Source organism: Flavobacterium sp. MEB061, assembly GCF_000834715.1.
Taxonomy (GTDB): Bacteria; Bacteroidota; Bacteroidia; order Flavobacteriales; family Flavobacteriaceae; genus Flavobacterium; species Flavobacterium pectinovorum.
The window spans coordinates 321,724-340,967 of record NZ_JXQR01000015.1 but is presented as its reverse complement, the minus strand read 5'-3'; the positions used below and the strand labels follow the sequence as shown (position 1 = coordinate 340,967).

Here is a 19,244-nt window from a genome sequence, read left to right as displayed (position 1 = left end):
TGATTACTTTTTAAATTTGGTAACATGTTTAAAATCAACATAAATACAAAAAATTGAAAAGTAAAACCTACAATAACAAGTGTAAAGAAGACATTTTTAAACAATTCGAAAAAAACAGGTAAAAATACGGGGTAAAAAAAATAAAAAAGTCTAAACAAAAGTTAAATAAGGTAAAAAAGGTAAATATTTTAACATCAATCATTTACCTTTTAAACAGTTCAACTACAACGATTACGATTCAATAATCGTATTAATTTGCTTAAAAAGCTGTCCGTCGCTTAAAAAAGCGCCTTGCTGAATTAATTCAAATATTGAGGCATTTCTATCTTCAGTAAAAACTTTCTTGCCTACTTTCATTTCAATTGTTTCAGTAAACATATTATCGCTCAGCCATTGCAACCCTTCTTTTGTTAAAAAATCAGTATCCGGAACTAACGATTTCAAGACTATTGATTGAACATGAGTTTCAAAACATTGAAATAAAAAGATGTGATTTTTAGAAAAATGCTCTAAAAATTCGGCTCTTGACAAAACACCTTCCCAAATTAAATCAGAAAAAACATCTAGCTCCTGTTCTGCCACTTCCGGCTTATTTTCTTTAATAGAATCCCACTCAGCTTTATCAATTGCCTGAGTTGCTAAAAAACTAGCAAATTCTGCATGCAATTCATCAAATTGCTCTTTTGTTAATCTTGCGTATTTCATTTATTTTTTCTTTGATTTAAACGCTTTAAAAAGGCTTAAACAGATTATAACTAATTTTAATCCATAAAAAAAGCCCTCACAAATGCGAGGGCAAATTTATAACTTTTTTTTACTTACTAGAAGATATATCTGATACCAAATTGAGCCTGCCATCTGGATGTTAAGCTGGCATCATAACTAAACGTTTTGGTTTGCGTATTATTAAAGGTATAAGTTGGTGTGTTTCCCGCAACTGTAACACCAATTGGCTGAACACTCGTAGGAACCTGAACAACTCCCCAATCAGAATTAAGTAAATTACCAAAATTCAAAATATCAATACTAAATTGAATCGTGTTCGTTTTTTCGGATGCAGAAGAAACCCTAAAATTATAGTCCTGTAATAATTTAATATCACATCTTCCTCTCCATGGAGATATTGCCCCATAGCGCTCTGCATATTGTCCTCTTCTGTCTCTCATATATTTATCCTGAGAAATAAACTTATCAAAAGCTTCCCCTTGTCCCGGGGCGCTAAAATTCATCGTTGCAATTTCTGCAGTTGTTGGTATATAAATTAAATCGTTAACACTTGACCCGTCTCCGTTAATATCCCCTCCATAGGTATAATTAAAACGTCCGCCCTGAGCATATTCCAGAAAAGTTGAAACTGTTGTTGCCCATTTATCTTTTCCGTATTTCCATTTTTTAGATGCAACCCCTATAAAACGATGATTATCTCCATATTTAGAATTCGAAAGCGCTGCAGTATTTACATTTCCTAATGCAGGATTAAAAGAAAAAGCATCTCCCGTAATTTCAGCTTCAATAGAGTTTACATCTTTTGATTTTAAATAATTATAAGCCACACTTGCATACAGACCGTTTTCAAAAGTTTTTTGCAATTTAACAGAAGCATTAAAAGCACTTCCTTTATCAGAATTTGTCATTACATAAGCATTGTTTGCTCCTTTATCTGCAGCAACATAAATAGCTCTGTTGTCAACACCGGCTAAAGTTCCGGTTGGCGGTTTTAAGCCCCAGTTTTGAACCTGAACCGCATTTATATCCTTATTGTAAGATAAATCAACTGTTACAATATAATTACTTTCAAATCTGTGATCAAATCCTAAACTACTTCTCCAGACTTGTGGCCATTTATAATCAGGATCCATAATTTGAAAGAAACTGTCATCGGCACCACTAACCTGGTTTCCTAACCAAACAAACGGAATTCTTCCTGTAAAAATCCCAGATCCTCCACGAAGTTGAGAAGTAGCATCGCCTTTTACATCCCAGTTAAATCCAATTCTAGGCGACCAAAGAATTCTATCGCTTGGTAAATCTGTAGAAATCAATTTAACAGCCTGACCTGTCTGCGGATTATAATAATCAATACTATTATCTCTTCCAGAACCTCCATTATCAGTGTCTATATATTTCTGAATCAAATCTGCTGTATTAAAATACAACGGTTTATCAATTCTTAAACCTACAGACAATTTAAAATCATCACTTACACTAATATCATCCTGTGCATAAAAGGCCAATTGTCCTACATTTAATTCCGCCAGTTTCCATCCACCGTCAGTTCCTACTTCAAAGTTACTTTTGGTATTAAAAACATCCTGAGCATATTGAAGGTTTTGTGCTATGATACTGGTTGCATAAGGCTGAGCAGCATCATTTAAGAAATCTTGTGTTGTGAAATAGGGAGTGAAAAAAGTTCCCGCATAACCATTCGGGTTTCCGAAGTTATCGTAACCACCCAGATTAAATGAATTTTTAAATCCGAATTTTTCAAAAGAAGTTCCAAAAGTAAAAGCATGTTTACCAACCGTATAAGTCAAATTATTGGTGATTTGAATTACTTTTTGATCTAAAGTATTATTGATCGAAAATGGTTCATGACCAGCAATAATATAATTAGAACCCGCGCCATCCTGAATATTAATTACAGGAGCCGGAACAGAAAATGGAACTCTGTAGTCATTAAAATGCGAATATCCTGCCTGAAACTTATTCGAAACTTTCTCACTGAATTTTGAGTTTAATTCAACTAAAAAAGAACTTAAGTTATTATTAATTTGATATCCGGAATTTTGAAATTGTAAAATTGAAGCATTCGGTCCTCTAAAACCAAGAGCTGTTGGATGCGCAGGTTTATCTTTTGAAGCATCAAGAAAATTATAAATAACCGCCAATTTATGATTATCACTGATATTCCAGTCGACTTTAATAATTCCTTTATTTGAGTTTGATTCATGAATAAAACCCTGATAAGCTCCTGTATTATACCCCAAACCTGCCAAAGCATTAGAAACCGCAATTAAATCAGATTCCAAAACCCTTGATTCGTTAATTCCTGTAACACCATCATTATTATTCGCAACGAAATTTGAACCTAAATCGCTTCTTTTATCAATTTCAAAATTTCCGAAAATGAATAATTTATCTTTAATAATAGGCGCTCCTAAACTAAAACCTGCCTGAGTTTGTTCTAGTGTTGGCACAAATATTTTTTCTCCTTTAATTTTATCGCCGGTCAGATCCTGATTTCTGTAAAAAGCATATGCAGTACCATGAAACTCATTTGTTCCTGATTTTGTAACTGCATTTACAGAAGCTCCGGTAAATCCGGATAAAGTAACATCATAAGGAGCAGTCGCCACCTGAATTTGTTCGATTGCATCTAATGAAATAGGCTGAGCACCTGTTTGTCCTCCGGGAGTTGCAGCATCCAAACCAAACGGATTATTAAATACCGCACCATTTAAAGAATAATTATTGTACTGATCATTTCTTCCTCCAAAAGATCCGCCGCTAGCAGTTGGCTCCAAACGTGTAAAATCTTCTGCAGATCTTGAAATTGTTGGTAATGCCGTTAATTCTCTTCTGCCAATTGTAGTTTCGGCACCTGTTTTTCCGCTTTTAAAAACCTTGTCTTTAGCAACAACCTTTACTTCTTCCAGCGCCTGGCTCGCATCTGCAAGCAGAACATCTATATTAAATGGTTTTCCTAAATCAAGATAGATATCATTATATTCCTGATCTTGAAAGCCCACAAAAGTTACAACAATTTTGTAAGGTCCTCCAATTCTCATATTCAAAATATTAAACCTTCCATCTTCATTTGAAACGGCAGAATATTTACCCCCAGTCGGAGTATGAATGGCTAATATACTAGCACCGGGCAATAGTTCGTTGGTTGAACTTTTTACAATACCCTTAATACTCGAAGTTGTTGTTTGTCCCGTGACCGCGGTTAAGGCCAGCAAACATAACAATAATGCAAAGATTTTTTTCATTTTCTTAGTTTTGAGTGAGTTATTTCCCTCAAAATTAGACAAAAAAAAGCCACTCGTTAGAGTGGCTTTTATATTTTATTAACAAGAAGTTAACAAAATGTTATTTTTCAGCGATAATCTCGTATGGTAAATCAACGATAACATCTCTGTGTAAACGGATGCTAGCAGAATATTTTCCTGTACGTTTTACGATACCACTAGTGATGAATTTTCTATCAATAGCATTACCTGATTTCTCTAAAGCTTCAGCAATATCGATGTTTGTGATAGAACCAAAAAGTTTCTCTCCACCAGCTTTTGCAGTAAGTTTAATTTCAAGAGCTTTTAAAGTTTCAGCTAATGCTTTTGCATCAGCAACAACTTTAGCTTCTTTGTGTGCTCTTTGTTTTAGGTTTTCAGCTAAAACTTTCTTTGCAGAAGGTGTAGCTAAATGCGCGAATCCTTGAGGAATTAAAAAGTTACGACCGTAACCAGCTTTAACTGATACTACATCATCTTTAAATCCTAAGTTTTGTACGTCTTGTTTTAAAATAAGTTCCATGTTGTTGTCCTTATATTTTAGAAGTTAGGTTCTGCATAACAGAAACCAGCGACTAGAGTTTTTAATTATTTTAATAAATCGGCCACGTATGGCATTAAAGCTAAGTGACGAGCTCTTTTTACAGCTACAGAAACTTTTCTTTGGTATTTTAATGAAGTTCCAGTTAAACGACGAGGAAGAATTTTTCCTTGCTCATTAACGAATTTCAATAAGAAATCAGCATCTTTATAATCGATATATTTGATTCCTGATTTTTTGAAACGACAGTACTTTTTAGTTTTGTTAGTTTCAATGTTTAAAGGCGTTAAATATCTGATATCTCCGTCTTTTTTTCCTTTTGCAGATTGCTCTATTGTAGACATAATAATTAAGCTTTAGTAGATTTTAATTTGGCTCTTCTTCTTTCAGCCCATGAAATAGCATGTTTGTCTAAACTTACAGTTAAGAAACGCATAACTCTTTCGTCACGTCTAAATTCAGTTTCAAAAGCAATTAGAACTTCTCCAGCTACTTTGAATTCGAATAAGTGATAAAAACCACTTTTTTTGTTTTGGATTTCGTAAGCCATTTTTTTCAGACCCCAATCCTCTTTTGACACCATTTCAGCTCCTCTACTAGTAAGAAATTCTTCAAATTTCGTTACTGTTTCCTTCACCTGAACTTCAGATAAAACGGGATTTAAAATGAAAACAGTTTCATAATGATTCATAAATACAATATTTATTTGTTAAAATTGGGTGCAAAAGTAATCATTATATTTAAATAAACAACTCTTTTTTACGTTTATTCGATGTAAAGTAAAAAATAAAGATCTACTTTAGTTTTTTTCCTAAAAAAATTAATATATTTACTACTGCTATCCTGATTTATATAAATTTAAATGTTATGAAACTAAATTGTGTTGTTGTAGATGATAGTTCTATACAGAGGACAATTATTGCTAAATTAGTCAATAATCACCCAGGCTTGCATTTAATTGGTGACTTTTCGAACGCAATCGAGGCGAAAAGCTGTATCTCCTTAAATAATATAGACTTAATATTTCTTGATATAGAAATGCCGGTTATAAATGGCTTTGATTTTCTGGACGGATTAAAAACTAAACCACAAATTATATTTATAACTTCTAAAGCAGAATATGCTCTAAAAGCTTTTGATTATGATGCCACCGATTATCTACAAAAACCTATTGCAGTAGACCGATTTAATGCTTCTGTAAAAAGAGCAATTGATATGCATCTACTTAAAAAAGAGGTAAAAGAAGAAGAAGGCGAACATATTTTTATCAAAAGCAATCTTAAAAAACTTAAAATCTTTACAGCCAAAATCAAATGGATTGAAGCTTTTGGAGATTACGTAAGAGTTGTTACCGAAGATGATAGCAATTTGGTTCTTTCAACAATGAAATCTTTTGAAAACGACTTGTCTAAAGATAAATTTATCCGGGTACACAAGTCTTATATTATCAATATTGACAAAGTAGAGCGTTTCAACAGCAAATTTGCCGAAATTGGAATTACCAAAATTCCATTAAGCCGAAACAAAAAAGAAGATTTGGTAAAAGCACTCTCCACATCTTCTTAATCAATAAAAATCGACGTTTACAGTAACTTTTATAGCTCTGTATTGAGCAACCGCTTCAAAACTATTCAACATTTTCTGAATAGTTTTTTTTGTGTTCCCTAAATGTAGTTCCTGCGGAATCTTAATTAATATCGTCCTGATATATTCATTTCTGATTCTGCTAATTGCCGGTTCTTCCGGTCCCAAAACGGGCATACTCAGATTTTGACTCAAAACCTGATACAACCACATAGATCCTTCTTTTAGCTTATCAAAATCCCGATGTTTTAAAGTTAACTTTATAATTCTGAAATAAGGAGGATACCTATAAATCAGACGATCATACAATTGTTCCTTATACATACCTGCATAATTATGCGTAGTAACCTGCTGTATTGTATTATGATTTGGATTATAAGTCTGAATCACGACTTTACCCTGTTTTTCTGATCTTCCTGCTCTCCCCGCAACTTGTGTCATCATTTGAAAACTGCGCTCAAAAGCTCTAAAATCAGGATGATGCAGCATATTATCGGCATTCATGATACCCACCAAACTTACGTTATCAAAGTCTAAACCTTTAGCCAGCATTTGTGTCCCTACCAAAATATCTATTTCGCGGCCTTTAAAGGAATCAATAATTTTTTCAAAACCATATTTGCCCCGCGTTGTATCCTGATCCATTCTTCCGGTTTTAGCATTCGGAAAAAGAGAAATTAACTCCTGTTCAATTTGTTCTGTTCCAAAACCTTTCGTTGTCAAATCTATACTCGAACAACTATGGCAATGCGTTGGTTTTGCAATCGAATAACCGCAATAATGGCAACGCAATTGATTTTTATTTTTATGAAAAGTCAAACTCACATCACACTGCTGACAATGTGGAACATGCCCACAAGTCATACATTCAATAATAGGTGAATATCCTCTTCTGTTTTGAAATAAAATTACCTGTTCACCCAATGACAAAGCTTCGGCTATTTCTTCGATTAAAAGATCGCTAAAATGCCCAGTCATCTTTTTTCTAAAGTGTTTGTCTTTTAAATCTACCAAAACAACTTCGGGCATTCGAACATTGTTATAACGTTCTGTAAGCGTTACCAAACCATATTTTGCAGTTTGCGTATTAAAATAGGTTTCAATACTTGGCGTTGCAGACCCCAAAAGAACTTTTGCCTGATGAAAATTAGCCAAAACAATTGCTGCATCCCGCGCATGATAACGAGGCGCCGGATCTGTTTGCTTAAAAGTCTGCTCATGTTCTTCATCTACAATCAATAAACCCAAATCAGTAAAAGGCAAAAACAAAGCCGATCTTGCTCCTATTACAATTTGTGCTTTTTCAGAATTTTCGAGTGTTTGTTTCCAAACTTCTACCCTTTCGTTATTACTATATTTTGAATGAAAAACCGCCACTTTGTCTCCAAAATGAAGTCTAAGACGAGAAACTAATTGAGTCGTAAGCGCAATTTCAGGCAGTAAATACAAAACCTGCCTGCCCGTTTCTAGATATTCTTCAATTAATTTGATGTAAATTTCTGTTTTACCACTTGATGTTACACCATGAAGCAGACAAACTTCTTTTTCCAGAAAATTATCTTTAATTGCTGTAAAAGCACCTTCCTGGGCATCACTTAATTGCAACTGTTTTTCTGAAGCTTTTCCATCAAAAGAAATCCTGTCGTGTTGCAGAAAATATTCTTCAAAAATTTCTTTTTCAATTAACGCTTTTATTACTGCAGAAGTAGATTTCGAAATCTCAACCAGTTTTTTTACTGTTATTGGTTTCTTCTCAGAAGCACGTAATTGAAAAAAAGCCAAAACAATTTCTTTTTGTTTATTGGCGCTTTTTAATATTTCAAGCAATTGTCCCAAACCTTCATCAGATTCGTATTTACTATGCAATTTTACATAGCGAATCAATTTTGGTTTGTAACTTTCTTTTATTTCTTCTTCTAAAACAATAATATCCCTGGCCATCATTTTTTGAAGAACCGGCAAAATATTTTTCTTATTTAAAATTGAAATAATCTCCTGAACCTTTAAGGAACTCTGTTGCTGCAAGGCTTCATAAACCAAAAATTCTTCATCAGAAAGTTCGTTTTGATTTACAACAACATCTGTTTTATGCGAAATAATTGTTTCACTTTCCAGCAATAATCCACTAGGGAAAGCACCGCGATACACATCGCCAATGCCGCACATATAATAATTCGCCACCCAAAGCCAGTGTTTAATCTGAATTTCTGTCGCAATAGGTTTTTCGTCTAAAATTTGATGAATTTCTTTGGCATCATATAAAATCGGAGCATTTTCATGAATATCAATTACCAATGCCGTATAGATTTTACTTTTACCAAAAGGCACCGCGACTCTCATTCCTTTTTTAATGAAATGAAATTCAGCCTCAGAAATACGATATGTAAAGGTTTTGGCTAAGGAAAGCGGTAGAACAACTTCGACAAAAAACATGTAAATATTTTATAGGATTTGAAAAATAACTTTAGTGATGAAAATTAATAATTTTCTAACCAATTTTCTATTTGGATTACATCCAAAGAAATACTTGTGTCAAGTAAATAATCCCATTAAAATTTAGTTTCAGTATTTTTAAATTTTCGGTCGTATTTAATCTCTAAGACAATTTGTTCTGCAGATTTTTCAGAAGCAAAAGCACCAAACGATTTATAAAAGCCGTTTCCTTTTGATTTATTAACTTTTAAAGATTTTATCAATCTTTCAATAAGTTCAATTTTATTACTAAAGCTAAGTCCTTTAAACAAAATTAAATAGCTTTCAATTATTTTTTTATCTGTAACAGTCATCTTACTCTATTTCAAATATAAGCAAAATTAAGCTATTTTTTATTAATCAAAAATAGATCAAAATCTAATATACAATTACTTTTTTGTTGGTTTACCAGAAGATTTCTGAGCAAGATACTCATCAACCAATTTCAAAGTATGATTCAGCGATTCTGTATTTGTCCAGTCTTCATGACCTGGAATAATATAGATTGGATTTTTAAATTTCGTCTTTACTTTTTCGATTGATTTTTTCCATTCTTTTACATCAGAATCAGCCAGATAACCCAAATCTTTGGCATCTGCACTTTTTATAAAACAGGCTCCGTAAAGTACTTTTTCTTTATCAAACCAAACCACAATATTATCTGGTGCGTGACCTTTTCCCGGATAATATACCTCAAAAGTATGCTGGCCAACAGTAAATATAGTATCATTAGGAACTATAAATTCAGCTCTTTTCTCGTTATTTTTTTTAAGAATATTATCAGTTAATTTACCTGAATAAGTCTTCACTCCTTTTTGTCTGTAAAAGTCTAAACCTCCCGCTCTGTCATCATGAGAATGTGTTGCAAAACACATAATTACTTCTTTATTATGCTTTGCCTTAATAGTGTCTAACAAAGGTTGAAATTGCGATTTATCCCATGGTGCATCAAAAAGCACAACTCCTTTATCTGTAACAAGATACATTGCATTCGCAGAAATCATAGTTCCGTTATAATCATGAAAGGTCCTATAAACATAAAAGTCACCTGTAAGATGACTTATTTGTAATGGCGAATTCTTAGATTGTCCAAAACTGCTTGACAGCGCAACTAAGAATAAAATTATTGATGCTAATTTTCGCATTTTAATTATAAAATTAATTTTTTACTCTCGTCCAGTATTGTGTTCTTCCCATGATAGAAATCCCAACATAACCGCGAAGTTTTAGTTTATCGGCAGATTCAAGTTCAATATAACATTTGTATTTTTTTCCGTTTGTAGGATCCAAAATTGTTCCTCCGCTATATTCAGAACCATCTTTTTTAAGTCCGTTAATGATCACCATTCCTAAAATAGGTTTGTTTTTATCTGCACCTTCACATTTGACACATATATCTTTTTTATGATCGGCACGAAGTATATCTGCTACTTTACCATAAATTTTTCCAGATTTTTCGTAAATCTCAACTACTGACTTAGCTTCTCCAGTCGCATCATCAATTGTTTTCCATTTTCCAATGACACTTTGGCCTTGAATTGTGCCTAAGGTTAGAAAACACAATCCAATTGTTAACATCCAATTTTTCATACTATTTATTTTTTTTTTGTTTTAATTTTCTGATAGTAGCATTCAATTCAAACCCTAAAAGCAGAATCATACAGTTTATCCAAATATAAAACATTAGAATTAATAATGTGCCAATAGAACCATAAAGTTCGTTGTATTTTGAGAATTTTATAACCCAAATCCCAAAAAAGAACGAAGATATAACAATTAAGACCGTTGTAAAAACTGACCCAATACTAATAAAAGGTACTTTATTGTATTGTCTTGTGCCGTAACGCAATAATATTGAAGACGTTACCAAAATCATTACCAAAACAAATGCATATCGCCCTAAAATAATCAGCGGAATGTTATCACTTAACACATCCTGAATAATTGTTTTTTGAATAAAAACCTCAAAAACAACAATTGTAGCCACGGTTACAAATAATATAATGGTCATTACAAGTGAAATGGCCAATGCCACTAAATATTGACTAAAAAAACCGCGTTTATCAAAAACATGTTTAGACGATTCAAAACCACTTAAAATTCCGTTTACACCATTTGCCATTAAAAAAATAGAAAGTAAAAATCCTGACGATAATAAACCAGAGTGACTATTATTTAAAATATCACTAATAATTTTATTAATAGCATCGTAGGTATTTGGCGGAACACTTTGCTGCACAAATAACAAAAAATCTGCCTGAAAATTATCAATTGGGATAAATGGAATTAAGTTTAAAATAAACAGTGCAAAAGGAAATAATGCCATAAAAAAGCTGAACGAAACGGCACTTGCATGATAAGAAAATGCACCCTCAAGAATACCTAAAGTATACATTTCGAGCAAATCGTATAACGAAAAACCTTCTAACCAGGGTAATTTTATTTGCTTTAAAAGCCTTACTACAGAACGCAATACAGGAACTTTTTCAATCCGGGCTTCTATCTCTTGGGACATATTTATGATTTTAATTTTAGAGTTCAGGTTTTAGATTGCAAACCTCACTCATAACTTATAATTCAAAACTCATAACTTCATTAGAAAGCTTTAAGACTCAAATCCATGTTGTAAACAGAATGTGTTAATGCTCCGGACGATATATAATTTACACCACATAAAGCATATTCACGAATCGTTTTTTCATTGATATTTCCTGAAGATTCTGTTTTCGTTTTGTTACCAATTAAAGCTACAGCTGTTTTAGTATCTTCATAATTAAAATTGTCTATCAGGATTCTGTGAACACCATCACTTAATAAAATCTCACGAATTTCATCAAGATTTCTGGCTTCAACGATAATTTTCAGATCTAAATTATTGGTCTTCAAATATTCTTTTGTTTTCTTAATTGCAAGCGTAATTCCGCCTGCAAAATCAATATGATTGTCTTTTAGCATTACCATATCATAAAGCGCAAAACGGTGGTTTTCTCCACCTCCAATTTTTACTGCCCATTTTTCTGCAACCCTAAAATTTGGTGTCGTTTTTCGGGTATCTAATATTTTTGCGCCGGTACCTTCTAAAAGTTTTGCGTACTGACTTGTTTTTGTGGCAATTGCAGACATACGCTGCATGGTATTCAAAACAACTCTTTCAGATTTTAAAATGGATTGCGAACTTCCTGAAACTTCAAAAACCACATCTCCATATTCTACATGCGTTCCATCTTCAATAAAAGTCTTCACTTTTAATTTTGGATCAACAAATTCAAAAATCATTTTAGCAATTGCAACACCGGCAATAATTCCCTGATCTTTTACTAATAATTTAGCCTGACCATGAGCTGTTTCAGGAATACAGGCCAATGAGCTATAATCTCCCGTACCAACATCTTCGCGAATTGCGTTACTAATTAATAATTTTAATTCCGTTTGAAATTGTATATCGCTAATCATTTTTATTAAATTTTTATAAGATGCTAAAGTAGGATATATTTTGGGGATTTGAAAGTTTCATTCTGAAAAGTAAGAATAGATTGTTTTAATTCAGAGTACAGGAACTGTCTTATTTTGTCACTCTAAAAACCTTTAGGGGTAAGCTTTTTTTTTGTTTATAGACAATTTTTGCAGTTCTAATCATTACCCCTTAATTTTAATATTAAACCATTTAAATATGAAAAAAATTACTTTATTTCTATTTTGTATTGCAATTTTCTCCTCTTGTGATAGAGAAGAACTTACTTCAGTTTCAAAACCTGATTTATCAGCTTATCCAACTAAACGTCAAAATATGTATCCTATAGTGTTAGTACACGGAATGTGTGGCTGGGGACGTGATGAAATGTTCGGTTACAAGTATTGGGGAGGATTTGGCGATACTCAAACTTACTTAAATTTTAATGGTTATAAAACCTTTACTGCATCAGTAGGACCATTATCAAGTAACTGGGATCGTGCTGTTGAACTTTACTACAACATTGTAGGCGGCAGAGTTGATTACGGAGCTGCTCATGCTTTGAAACACGGGCATAATCGTTTTGGCGAAACATACACCGGATTTTACAAACAATGGAGTGCTACAAATAAAGTACATTTTGTAGGACACAGTTTAGGAGGAGCATCTCCAAGATTTTTAATTCAATTATTAGAAAACGGAGACGCAGATGAAATGGCTTATGTTCCTAGTCATAATGAAACTCCAACTTCTGATTTATTCAAAGGAAATAAAAAGAATTGGGTAGCAAGTCATACTTCTATAGCAGGTGTACAAAATGGTGCTTTAACCGTAGATTCTGATTCTTTCAGAGAAGTACTTATGAAAATGGTTCTGGGTATTGGAACTATTGGAGGAATTGGATTAGAGCAAAATACTTTTTACAATTTTGATCTTGGACATTGGGGATTACAAAGACAACCAAAGGAAACTGTAAAAGCATATTTTGACAGAATATCTGCTAAAACAGCATCTGGAACACCAGTAACAGCTCGTTTTTGGGACTCAAAAGACAATTGCATGTATGATATGAAAGTAACAACCATGCAGCAACAAAACCAATGGGTTAAGAGCTCTCCTAATGTATATTATGCATCATACACATTCAATGATACAAAACAGCAATCTAATAGAAATTGGACTCCAATACCTAGTATGAGTTTATTATTTCAACTTGAATCAGCTCATATTGGTAAAACTAGTGCAGACTTACCAGAAGGTTTCAACAGCTGGAGACCTAACGATGGTCTTGTAAGTGTAGTTTCTAGTCAATACCCTCTTGGACACGATTATGTATTAATGGATCCCGCTAACAGAAAATTAGCTCAAAAAGGTGTTTGGGACGTACATCCTACTATCAATGGCCAAGATCACTTAAGTGTTGTAGCACCAGATTTATTACAATCTACAACTATTTCGTTGAATAATTTTTACCTGGGTATAGCTAAAGATTTATCTTACCTGCCTAAATAAAAATCTGATAAAAAGAATATTTAAGAGTCTAAAAAGCAATAATTTTAAATTGATTTTTAGACTTTTCTTTTTTTAAATATCTTCTTATATCACACAAAAACTTTACCTAATTAAATGCGATAAAAGCGATCAATATTAAATATCTTTGAAGTTCAATATTATTACAAAATGGGATTAATAAAAGATATTTACTCCGTTACTTTTTACGAAAAATTTGGTCAGGCCGTTGCCGAAGTACATTCAACATTCGATAAACAAAAATTCATCGAAGCCATTTACGAAGGCAATTTTGCCCAAAAGGAATGGAAAGAACGCATGAAACATACCACAGTTGTTTTGCATCAATTTATGCCTCAAAATTTCCCTGAAGCGGTTTCTTTAATTGATAAAATCATCGAAAATTTAAAAAAAAATAATTTTACCGAAGGAAATCTGGCGTTCATATTTTTTGCTGATTATATAGAAACTTACGGTTTAGACGACTTTAAAACTTCGGCAAAAGCCTTAGTATCTATCACACAATTTATAAGCTGCGAATTTGCCGTTCGCCCTTTTATTTTAAAATATCAGGAAAAAATGATAGGCGAAATGGTGAAATGGTCTTTACACGAAAATCATCACGTACGTCGTTTAGCCAGTGAAGGTTCACGCTCGAGATTACCGTGGGCAATGGCGATTCCGTTCCTAAAAAAAGACCCTGCTTCTATTCTGCCAATTTTAGAAAATCTTAAAAATGATCCGTCAGAATATGTACGCCGAAGTGTTGCCAATAACTTAAATGATATTGTAAAAGATAATCCTGAAATTGTATTAGAAATTGCAAAAAAATGGCGCGGTTTAAGCAAAGAAACCGACGCGATTATCAAACACGGCTGCAGAACTTTATTAAAACAAGGACATCCTGAAATCCTGAGCCATTATGGTTTAGAAAGCACAAATATTGAACTTTCTAACTTTGAAATCAAAACGCCAATTGTGAAAGTTGGAGATTATCTGCAGTTTCAATTTCACTTAAATAATAAAAATGACGAAGCCAAAACAATTCGTTTGGAATACGCCGTTCATTATAAAAAATCAAAAGGACATTTGGCGAAAAAAGTCTTTAAAATCAGTGAGAAAATCTATCAGCCACATCAATTAACCAAAGTCGAAAGAAAACAGTCTTTCAAACTAATTACAACTCGTGTTTTTCATACAGGAATGCATCAATTGTCTATTATTATTAATGGAACTGAAAGTAAGGCTTTGGAATTTGAGTTGATTGAATAAATACTCTAAACATTAAACCTAAAAAAAACTAAAATGACATTTCCCGACTATTTAAAAGAATTTGAAAGTGATTTATTAAAGTATAAGTTAGGCTTTATTCAAATTAATGCAAAACCTATACAAGAAGAAAGTACTTTGCCTTTTACCCAAAGCAAATTTTTAGGAAAACCATATTTGCCAATTAATATGGAATATCCAAAAGACAAAGCAGGAAAACCAATGGTTTTGTTGGCGCAGCTTAATTTTTCGGAAATACCTAAATTAGAAAATTATCCAGAAAAAGGGATATTGCAATTTTATATTCCATCAGAAGATTGGTACGACATGAATGATTATAAAGTTTTATATCATACAGAAATCGAAAACAATCAAACTAATTTTGATTTTCTAACTGAAGAATTATATTCCGATTTTCCTGTTTATTGTGAACATAGCCTAACTTTTTCAAAACAAGAAGAATATGGAGGTGTTCTAGATTTTAGATTTGATTATAGTTTTAACGGTCTGGATTATTGGGAATTTGAAGAAAAATTGGATGATATCCAAAAAAAAGAAATTCAAAAATTGTTGTATTATGAAGGTCATAAAATTGGAGGTTATGCCTATTTTACGCAATCAGATCCAAGAGAATATGATGATAAATTAAAAAATGATGTTTTACTGCTGCAAATAGATACCGATGAAGAAATAATGTTTGGTGATAGTGGCGTTGCAAACTTCTTTATAAACAAAGAAGATTTACTTAATAAAAACTTTGAAAAAGCATATTTTAATTGGGATTGTTGCTAATTAACTAATCTTGTTTTAGCCATAAAAATTATCGCAAATTGCACCAATTTTCACTAATTTATGTGTGTTAATTTGTGCAATTCGTGTTATATTTTCAATTCAAATAGAATCTTTATAATTCTATTTCCTTACTTTTATAATTCATACCAAAAACAAATTTTCTTAATCTAAATTAAGTTGCAGATTGTGACTACAACTGTAATTTTGCTTTCAACTAAAACAAATACCATGTCAAATATCAGTTTAATTATCGAAGAACGTTCTGCCAGTATTGGCAATTTTATGGTAGGCAGATTATTGCCTTTCCGTGAAAAAAGAGCCGTTGGACCATTTGTATTTATCGATCATATGGGACCGGCACATTTAAGTGATCATGAAAATATGGATGTTCCTCCACATCCGCACATTGGACTTTCGACATTGACATTTTTGTTTGAAGGAAGTATTATGCACCGCGATAGTTTAGGAACAGAATTAGAAATAAAACCGGGTGCTGTAAACTGGATGACGGCCGGAAAAGGAATCGTACATTCTGAAAGAACGCCGGAATATTTAAGACATTCTGATAAAATGCTTCACGGTTTACAAATTTGGGTTGCGCTACCAAAAGAATTGGAACAAATGGATCCGAATTTTGCCCATATAGAAGCAGATGATATTCCGAGTTGGGAAGAAGATGGCGTTTCATACAAATTAATTGCTGGAGAAGCCTTTGGAAAAAAATCGCCGGTTCCGGTTTATAGCCCGTTATATTTTATTGAAATTAAAAGTACAGAGGCTAAAAAGATAAACATCGGCAAAGATTTATTTGGCGAAAGTGGCTTGTATATTTTGGAAGGAAGTATTAAAAGCGGCGAACATGTTTATGATCCGAAACAAATTTTAATTACAAACGACAGTACGCTTTGTGAGTTTGAAATAGCTGCAAATTCAACAGTTTACATCTTTGGTGGACAGCCATTTCCTGAAGAACATTTTATCTTTTGGAATTTTGTTTCTTCGGATAAAAACTTAATCGAAAAAGCCAAACAAGACTGGAGAGAACAAACTTTTCCAAAAGTTCCGGGCGAAACCGAATTTGTGCCTTTACCAGAACCTAAAATCAAATAATAATGGATACTATATCAGCACAAATTGATACACGTTTGTATCGAACGGAAGTCACATCTGCTAGTGGAAATATTTTAATTTCTGATGAACCTCAAATATTGGGCGGCAAGAATTTAGGCTTAAATCCAACAGAACTTTTGGCAGCTTCACTGGCTTCGTGCACCGTAATTACTTTGCGAATGTATATTAATCGTAAAGAATGGGATGTTTCTGAAATAAATGTCAAAATTGATTTTGAAAGAGATTCTGATCGAAATGTATCATTATTTACCCGAAAAATCGAAGTAATTGGCGAAGTCGACCAAACACAAAGACAAAGATTAGAAACAATAGCAAATAGTTGCCCAATTCATAAAACACTGACACATTCAATCGAAATTAAAACCACATTAATATAATTACCATGGAAATTCAACAAATTAACGATACAAGAAGAGGCTATTTTGAAGCTGTAGAAGACGGAAAAGAAGCCGGGAAAATGACGTATACCTGGGCTGGAGATTCAAAATTCATCATCGATCATACAGAAGTAAGTGAAGAATTTAACGGAAAAGGTGTTGGCAAAAAACTAGTTATGGCCGCTGTAGCATATGCCAGAACCAATAACTTAAAAATCATTCCGCTTTGTCCCTTTGCAAAAAGCGTTTTTGATAAGGTTGAGGAAATTCGTGATGTGTTGTTTTCGTAAAGATGCTAAGATGCTGAGTTGCTAAGGTTCTAAGATTTAATATTAAGACGTACTATTGTGCGTCTTTTTTTGTTTATAAACAATTGTCGATTTTGATTGTGGAGCTTCTTGTGTGATCTCTCCTCTGTCGAGATGACAAAAATGGCGCAAAGCTTAGCGAACTTTGCCAACTTTTCTACAAACACTCCACAATAAACTTTGTGAACTTTGCGAAAAAACTTTGTTATCTCTGCGGTTAAATTCACAACCTTAAACCCGCATCCCTAAATCAAATTTTTTAATCTCCTCCGAAACTCTTACATTTGCATGTAATTTAAACTTAGAGTATGTCAAGGATAATTACACTTTTCTTTTTTTTCATAGCACAAATCGGCTTTTCTCAATCAGCTGAAAATTATTTAGAAAAAATCAGAAATAACGAAGCTCTCTTAACAGCTTTTTTTCAGCAAATGCCTAAAGGCGGCGATTTACACCATCATTTTTCGGGATCAATTTATGCAGAACCTCTTTTAGAAAGAGCTATTGCAGAAGATTTTTATCTGAATATAGAAACGATGGCAACTTCTAAAACAAAACCTGCAAAAGGGAATTGGCAAACTTTCTCTTCGCTAAAAAATGAAGGAAAACTGGCTTTTTACGAAGAGCAAGTTATGCAAACCTGGTCGGTTAAAGATTATAATGGTTCTGTGCCTTCTGATGATCAGTTTTTTGACTCTTTTCAAAAATTTGAACCAACTATACAAGGTCATTTTGCCGAAGGAATACTCGAATTAAAAAAACGCGCCCTTGCAGAAAATGTAAGTTATATCGAAACACAATTATCAACGATTCCGTGCGATATGAATGTTGCTGATTTATCTGATTTTAATTCGAAATTGCGTCAGGCTTCATCTCAAAAAGATGAAAAAGCAGTTCTAAAACTTTTAGACGATTTGTATAAATCACTTCAGAAAAAAGACGCTAAAAAATATGCAACAGATTTCAATACTAATTTTATAGCAAAACTTCATAAAGACTTAAAAATTGATGATGAGCGTTTTACCATGCGTTATCAAAACTTTGTACTTCGTTTTATGGATCCTGTTGATTTATTTAAGAACCTGACGATTGCATTTATCTCTGCCAACGACAGCAAATTGGTTGCGGGCGTAAACATCGTTTCGCCGGAACACGGTGAAAATTCCATGAAAGATTATTGGCTTCACATGGTCATGTTTAAATATTGTCACTCAAAATTTCCTGATGTAAAATATACGCTTCACGCGGGCGAATTAACTTTAGGTTTGGTTCTTCCAGAAGATTTAACCTGGCATATTAATGATGCGATTCATATTGCCGGAGCCAACAGAATTGGTCACGGAGTTGATATTGCGTACGAAGCAAATTCATATGATTTATTGCAATATATGGCAAAGAACAATATTCCGATTGAGATTAATTTAGTTAGTAATGAGTTCATCTTGAAGGTAAAAGATAGCCGTCATCCGTTTACACTTTACAAAGAATTTAATGTGCCAATTGTAATCAGTACTGATGATGCAGGAATTTTAAGAACCAATATGACGGAACAATATGTTTTATTGGCTAAAAGATATCCTGATGTTTCATACGCGACTATAAAACAATATGTTTACAACAGTATTAATTACAGTTTTATTCAGGATGAAGCGGTTAAAAAGCAATTAATCAAAGATTTGGATAATAGATTTAAAGCTTTTGAAGGGAAATTTTCTAAAAACTAACTGTCTAATCTTTGCGAAATTGCACGCAGATTTTAAAAAAGATTTAAGCAGATTAACGCAGATAAAATTAAATTTA

At 32.9% G+C, this 19,244-nt stretch carries 19 protein-coding genes; 8 read left to right on the top strand and 11 right to left on the bottom strand.

Going from position 1 to position 19,244, the window contains the following annotated elements; all coding sequences use genetic code 11:
* Window positions 1–231: 231 nt before the first annotated feature.
* The 5 genes from RT99_RS08755 to rpsF form a co-directional block, all read right to left on the bottom strand.
* Entirely contained in the window at window positions 232–705 is a 474-nt protein-coding gene (locus RT99_RS08755; protein ID WP_042564341.1) for a DUF6495 family protein, read from the bottom strand.
* Between the two features lie 116 nt (window positions 706–821).
* Window positions 822–3,992 carry a carboxypeptidase regulatory-like domain-containing protein gene (locus RT99_RS08750; RefSeq protein WP_042564340.1) on the bottom strand — a complete coding sequence of 1,057 codons (3,171 nt, stop codon included), beginning with the start codon at window positions 3,990–3,992 and terminating at the stop codon, window positions 822–824.
* A gap of 100 nt (window positions 3,993–4,092) precedes the next feature.
* Window positions 4,093–4,533 carry a 50S ribosomal protein L9 gene (rplI, locus tag RT99_RS08745; RefSeq protein WP_042564339.1) on the bottom strand — a complete coding sequence of 147 codons (441 nt, stop codon included), beginning with the start codon at window positions 4,531–4,533 and terminating at the stop codon, window positions 4,093–4,095.
* A gap of 65 nt (window positions 4,534–4,598) precedes the next feature.
* A complete protein-coding gene (rpsR, locus tag RT99_RS08740) occupies window positions 4,599–4,895 on the bottom strand; it encodes a 30S ribosomal protein S18 (RefSeq protein ID WP_002987043.1) in 297 nt (98 codons plus the stop codon).
* Between the two features lie 5 nt (window positions 4,896–4,900).
* Window positions 4,901–5,242, bottom strand: coding sequence for a 30S ribosomal protein S6 (gene rpsF / locus RT99_RS08735; RefSeq protein WP_007810575.1), 342 nt, complete (start codon window positions 5,240–5,242; stop codon window positions 4,901–4,903).
* A gap of 176 nt (window positions 5,243–5,418) precedes the next feature.
* Between rpsF and RT99_RS08730 the strand changes: the two genes are divergently transcribed.
* The gene (locus tag RT99_RS08730; RefSeq protein WP_042564338.1) at window positions 5,419–6,117 is read left to right on the top strand and encodes a LytTR family DNA-binding domain-containing protein; all 699 of its coding nucleotides are present in this window, start codon (window positions 5,419–5,421) and stop codon (window positions 6,115–6,117) included.
* Here RT99_RS08730 and priA read toward each other — a convergent pair whose 3' ends face one another.
* From priA to nadC, 6 genes are all read right to left on the bottom strand, one after another.
* Window positions 6,118–8,568: a primosomal protein N' gene (gene priA, locus RT99_RS08725; protein ID WP_042564337.1), complete on the bottom strand. Its 2,451-nt coding sequence runs from the start codon at window positions 8,566–8,568 to the stop codon at window positions 6,118–6,120.
* A gap of 116 nt (window positions 8,569–8,684) precedes the next feature.
* Window positions 8,685–8,921, bottom strand: coding sequence for a hypothetical protein (locus tag RT99_RS08720; RefSeq protein WP_042564336.1), 237 nt, complete (start codon window positions 8,919–8,921; stop codon window positions 8,685–8,687).
* A 75-nt stretch (window positions 8,922–8,996) separates the two neighbouring features.
* On the bottom strand, window positions 8,997–9,752 hold the full coding sequence (gene bla-B1-FLAV / locus RT99_RS08715) for a subclass B1 metallo-beta-lactamase (protein WP_042564335.1): 756 nt from the start codon (window positions 9,750–9,752) through the stop codon (window positions 8,997–8,999).
* Window positions 9,753–9,765: 13 nt separating this feature from the next.
* On the bottom strand, window positions 9,766–10,197 hold the full coding sequence (locus RT99_RS08710; RefSeq protein WP_042564334.1) for a DUF2147 domain-containing protein: 432 nt from the start codon (window positions 10,195–10,197) through the stop codon (window positions 9,766–9,768).
* A gap of 1 nt (window position 10,198) precedes the next feature.
* On the bottom strand, window positions 10,199–11,122 hold the full coding sequence (locus RT99_RS08705) for a YihY/virulence factor BrkB family protein (protein WP_042564333.1): 924 nt from the start codon (window positions 11,120–11,122) through the stop codon (window positions 10,199–10,201).
* 80 nt (window positions 11,123–11,202) lie between these two features.
* Window positions 11,203–12,060, bottom strand: coding sequence for a carboxylating nicotinate-nucleotide diphosphorylase (gene nadC, locus RT99_RS08700; RefSeq protein WP_042564332.1), 858 nt, complete (start codon window positions 12,058–12,060; stop codon window positions 11,203–11,205).
* 217 nt (window positions 12,061–12,277) lie between these two features.
* Between nadC and RT99_RS08695 the strand changes: the two genes are divergently transcribed.
* The 7 genes from RT99_RS08695 to RT99_RS08665 all read left to right on the top strand — a co-directional run bounded on the left by RT99_RS08695 (window position 12,278) and on the right by RT99_RS08665 (window position 19,168).
* On the top strand, window positions 12,278–13,570 hold the full coding sequence (locus tag RT99_RS08695) for a triacylglycerol lipase (RefSeq protein ID WP_052483623.1): 1,293 nt from the start codon (window positions 12,278–12,280) through the stop codon (window positions 13,568–13,570).
* Between the two features lie 168 nt (window positions 13,571–13,738).
* A complete protein-coding gene (locus RT99_RS08690) occupies window positions 13,739–14,839 on the top strand; it encodes a DNA alkylation repair protein (protein ID WP_042564331.1) in 1,101 nt (366 codons plus the stop codon).
* A gap of 33 nt (window positions 14,840–14,872) precedes the next feature.
* Window positions 14,873–15,628 carry a YwqG family protein gene (locus tag RT99_RS08685; protein WP_042564330.1) on the top strand — a complete coding sequence of 252 codons (756 nt, stop codon included), beginning with the start codon at window positions 14,873–14,875 and terminating at the stop codon, window positions 15,626–15,628.
* A 228-nt stretch (window positions 15,629–15,856) separates the two neighbouring features.
* Window positions 15,857–16,738 (top strand): pirin family protein, encoded by an 882-nt coding sequence (locus RT99_RS08680; protein ID WP_042564329.1) that lies wholly within the window; start codon window positions 15,857–15,859, stop codon window positions 16,736–16,738.
* 2 nt (window positions 16,739–16,740) lie between these two features.
* Window positions 16,741–17,136, top strand: a complete 396-nt coding sequence (locus RT99_RS08675) for an OsmC family protein (protein ID WP_042564328.1) — start codon at window positions 16,741–16,743, stop codon at window positions 17,134–17,136.
* Window positions 17,137–17,141: 5 nt separating this feature from the next.
* Window positions 17,142–17,426 carry a GNAT family N-acetyltransferase gene (locus RT99_RS08670; protein WP_042564327.1) on the top strand — a complete coding sequence of 95 codons (285 nt, stop codon included), beginning with the start codon at window positions 17,142–17,144 and terminating at the stop codon, window positions 17,424–17,426.
* Window positions 17,427–17,752: 326 nt separating this feature from the next.
* Window positions 17,753–19,168 carry a hypothetical protein gene (locus RT99_RS08665; RefSeq protein WP_042564326.1) on the top strand — a complete coding sequence of 472 codons (1,416 nt, stop codon included), beginning with the start codon at window positions 17,753–17,755 and terminating at the stop codon, window positions 19,166–19,168.
* Window positions 19,169–19,244: the final 76 nt, after the last annotated feature.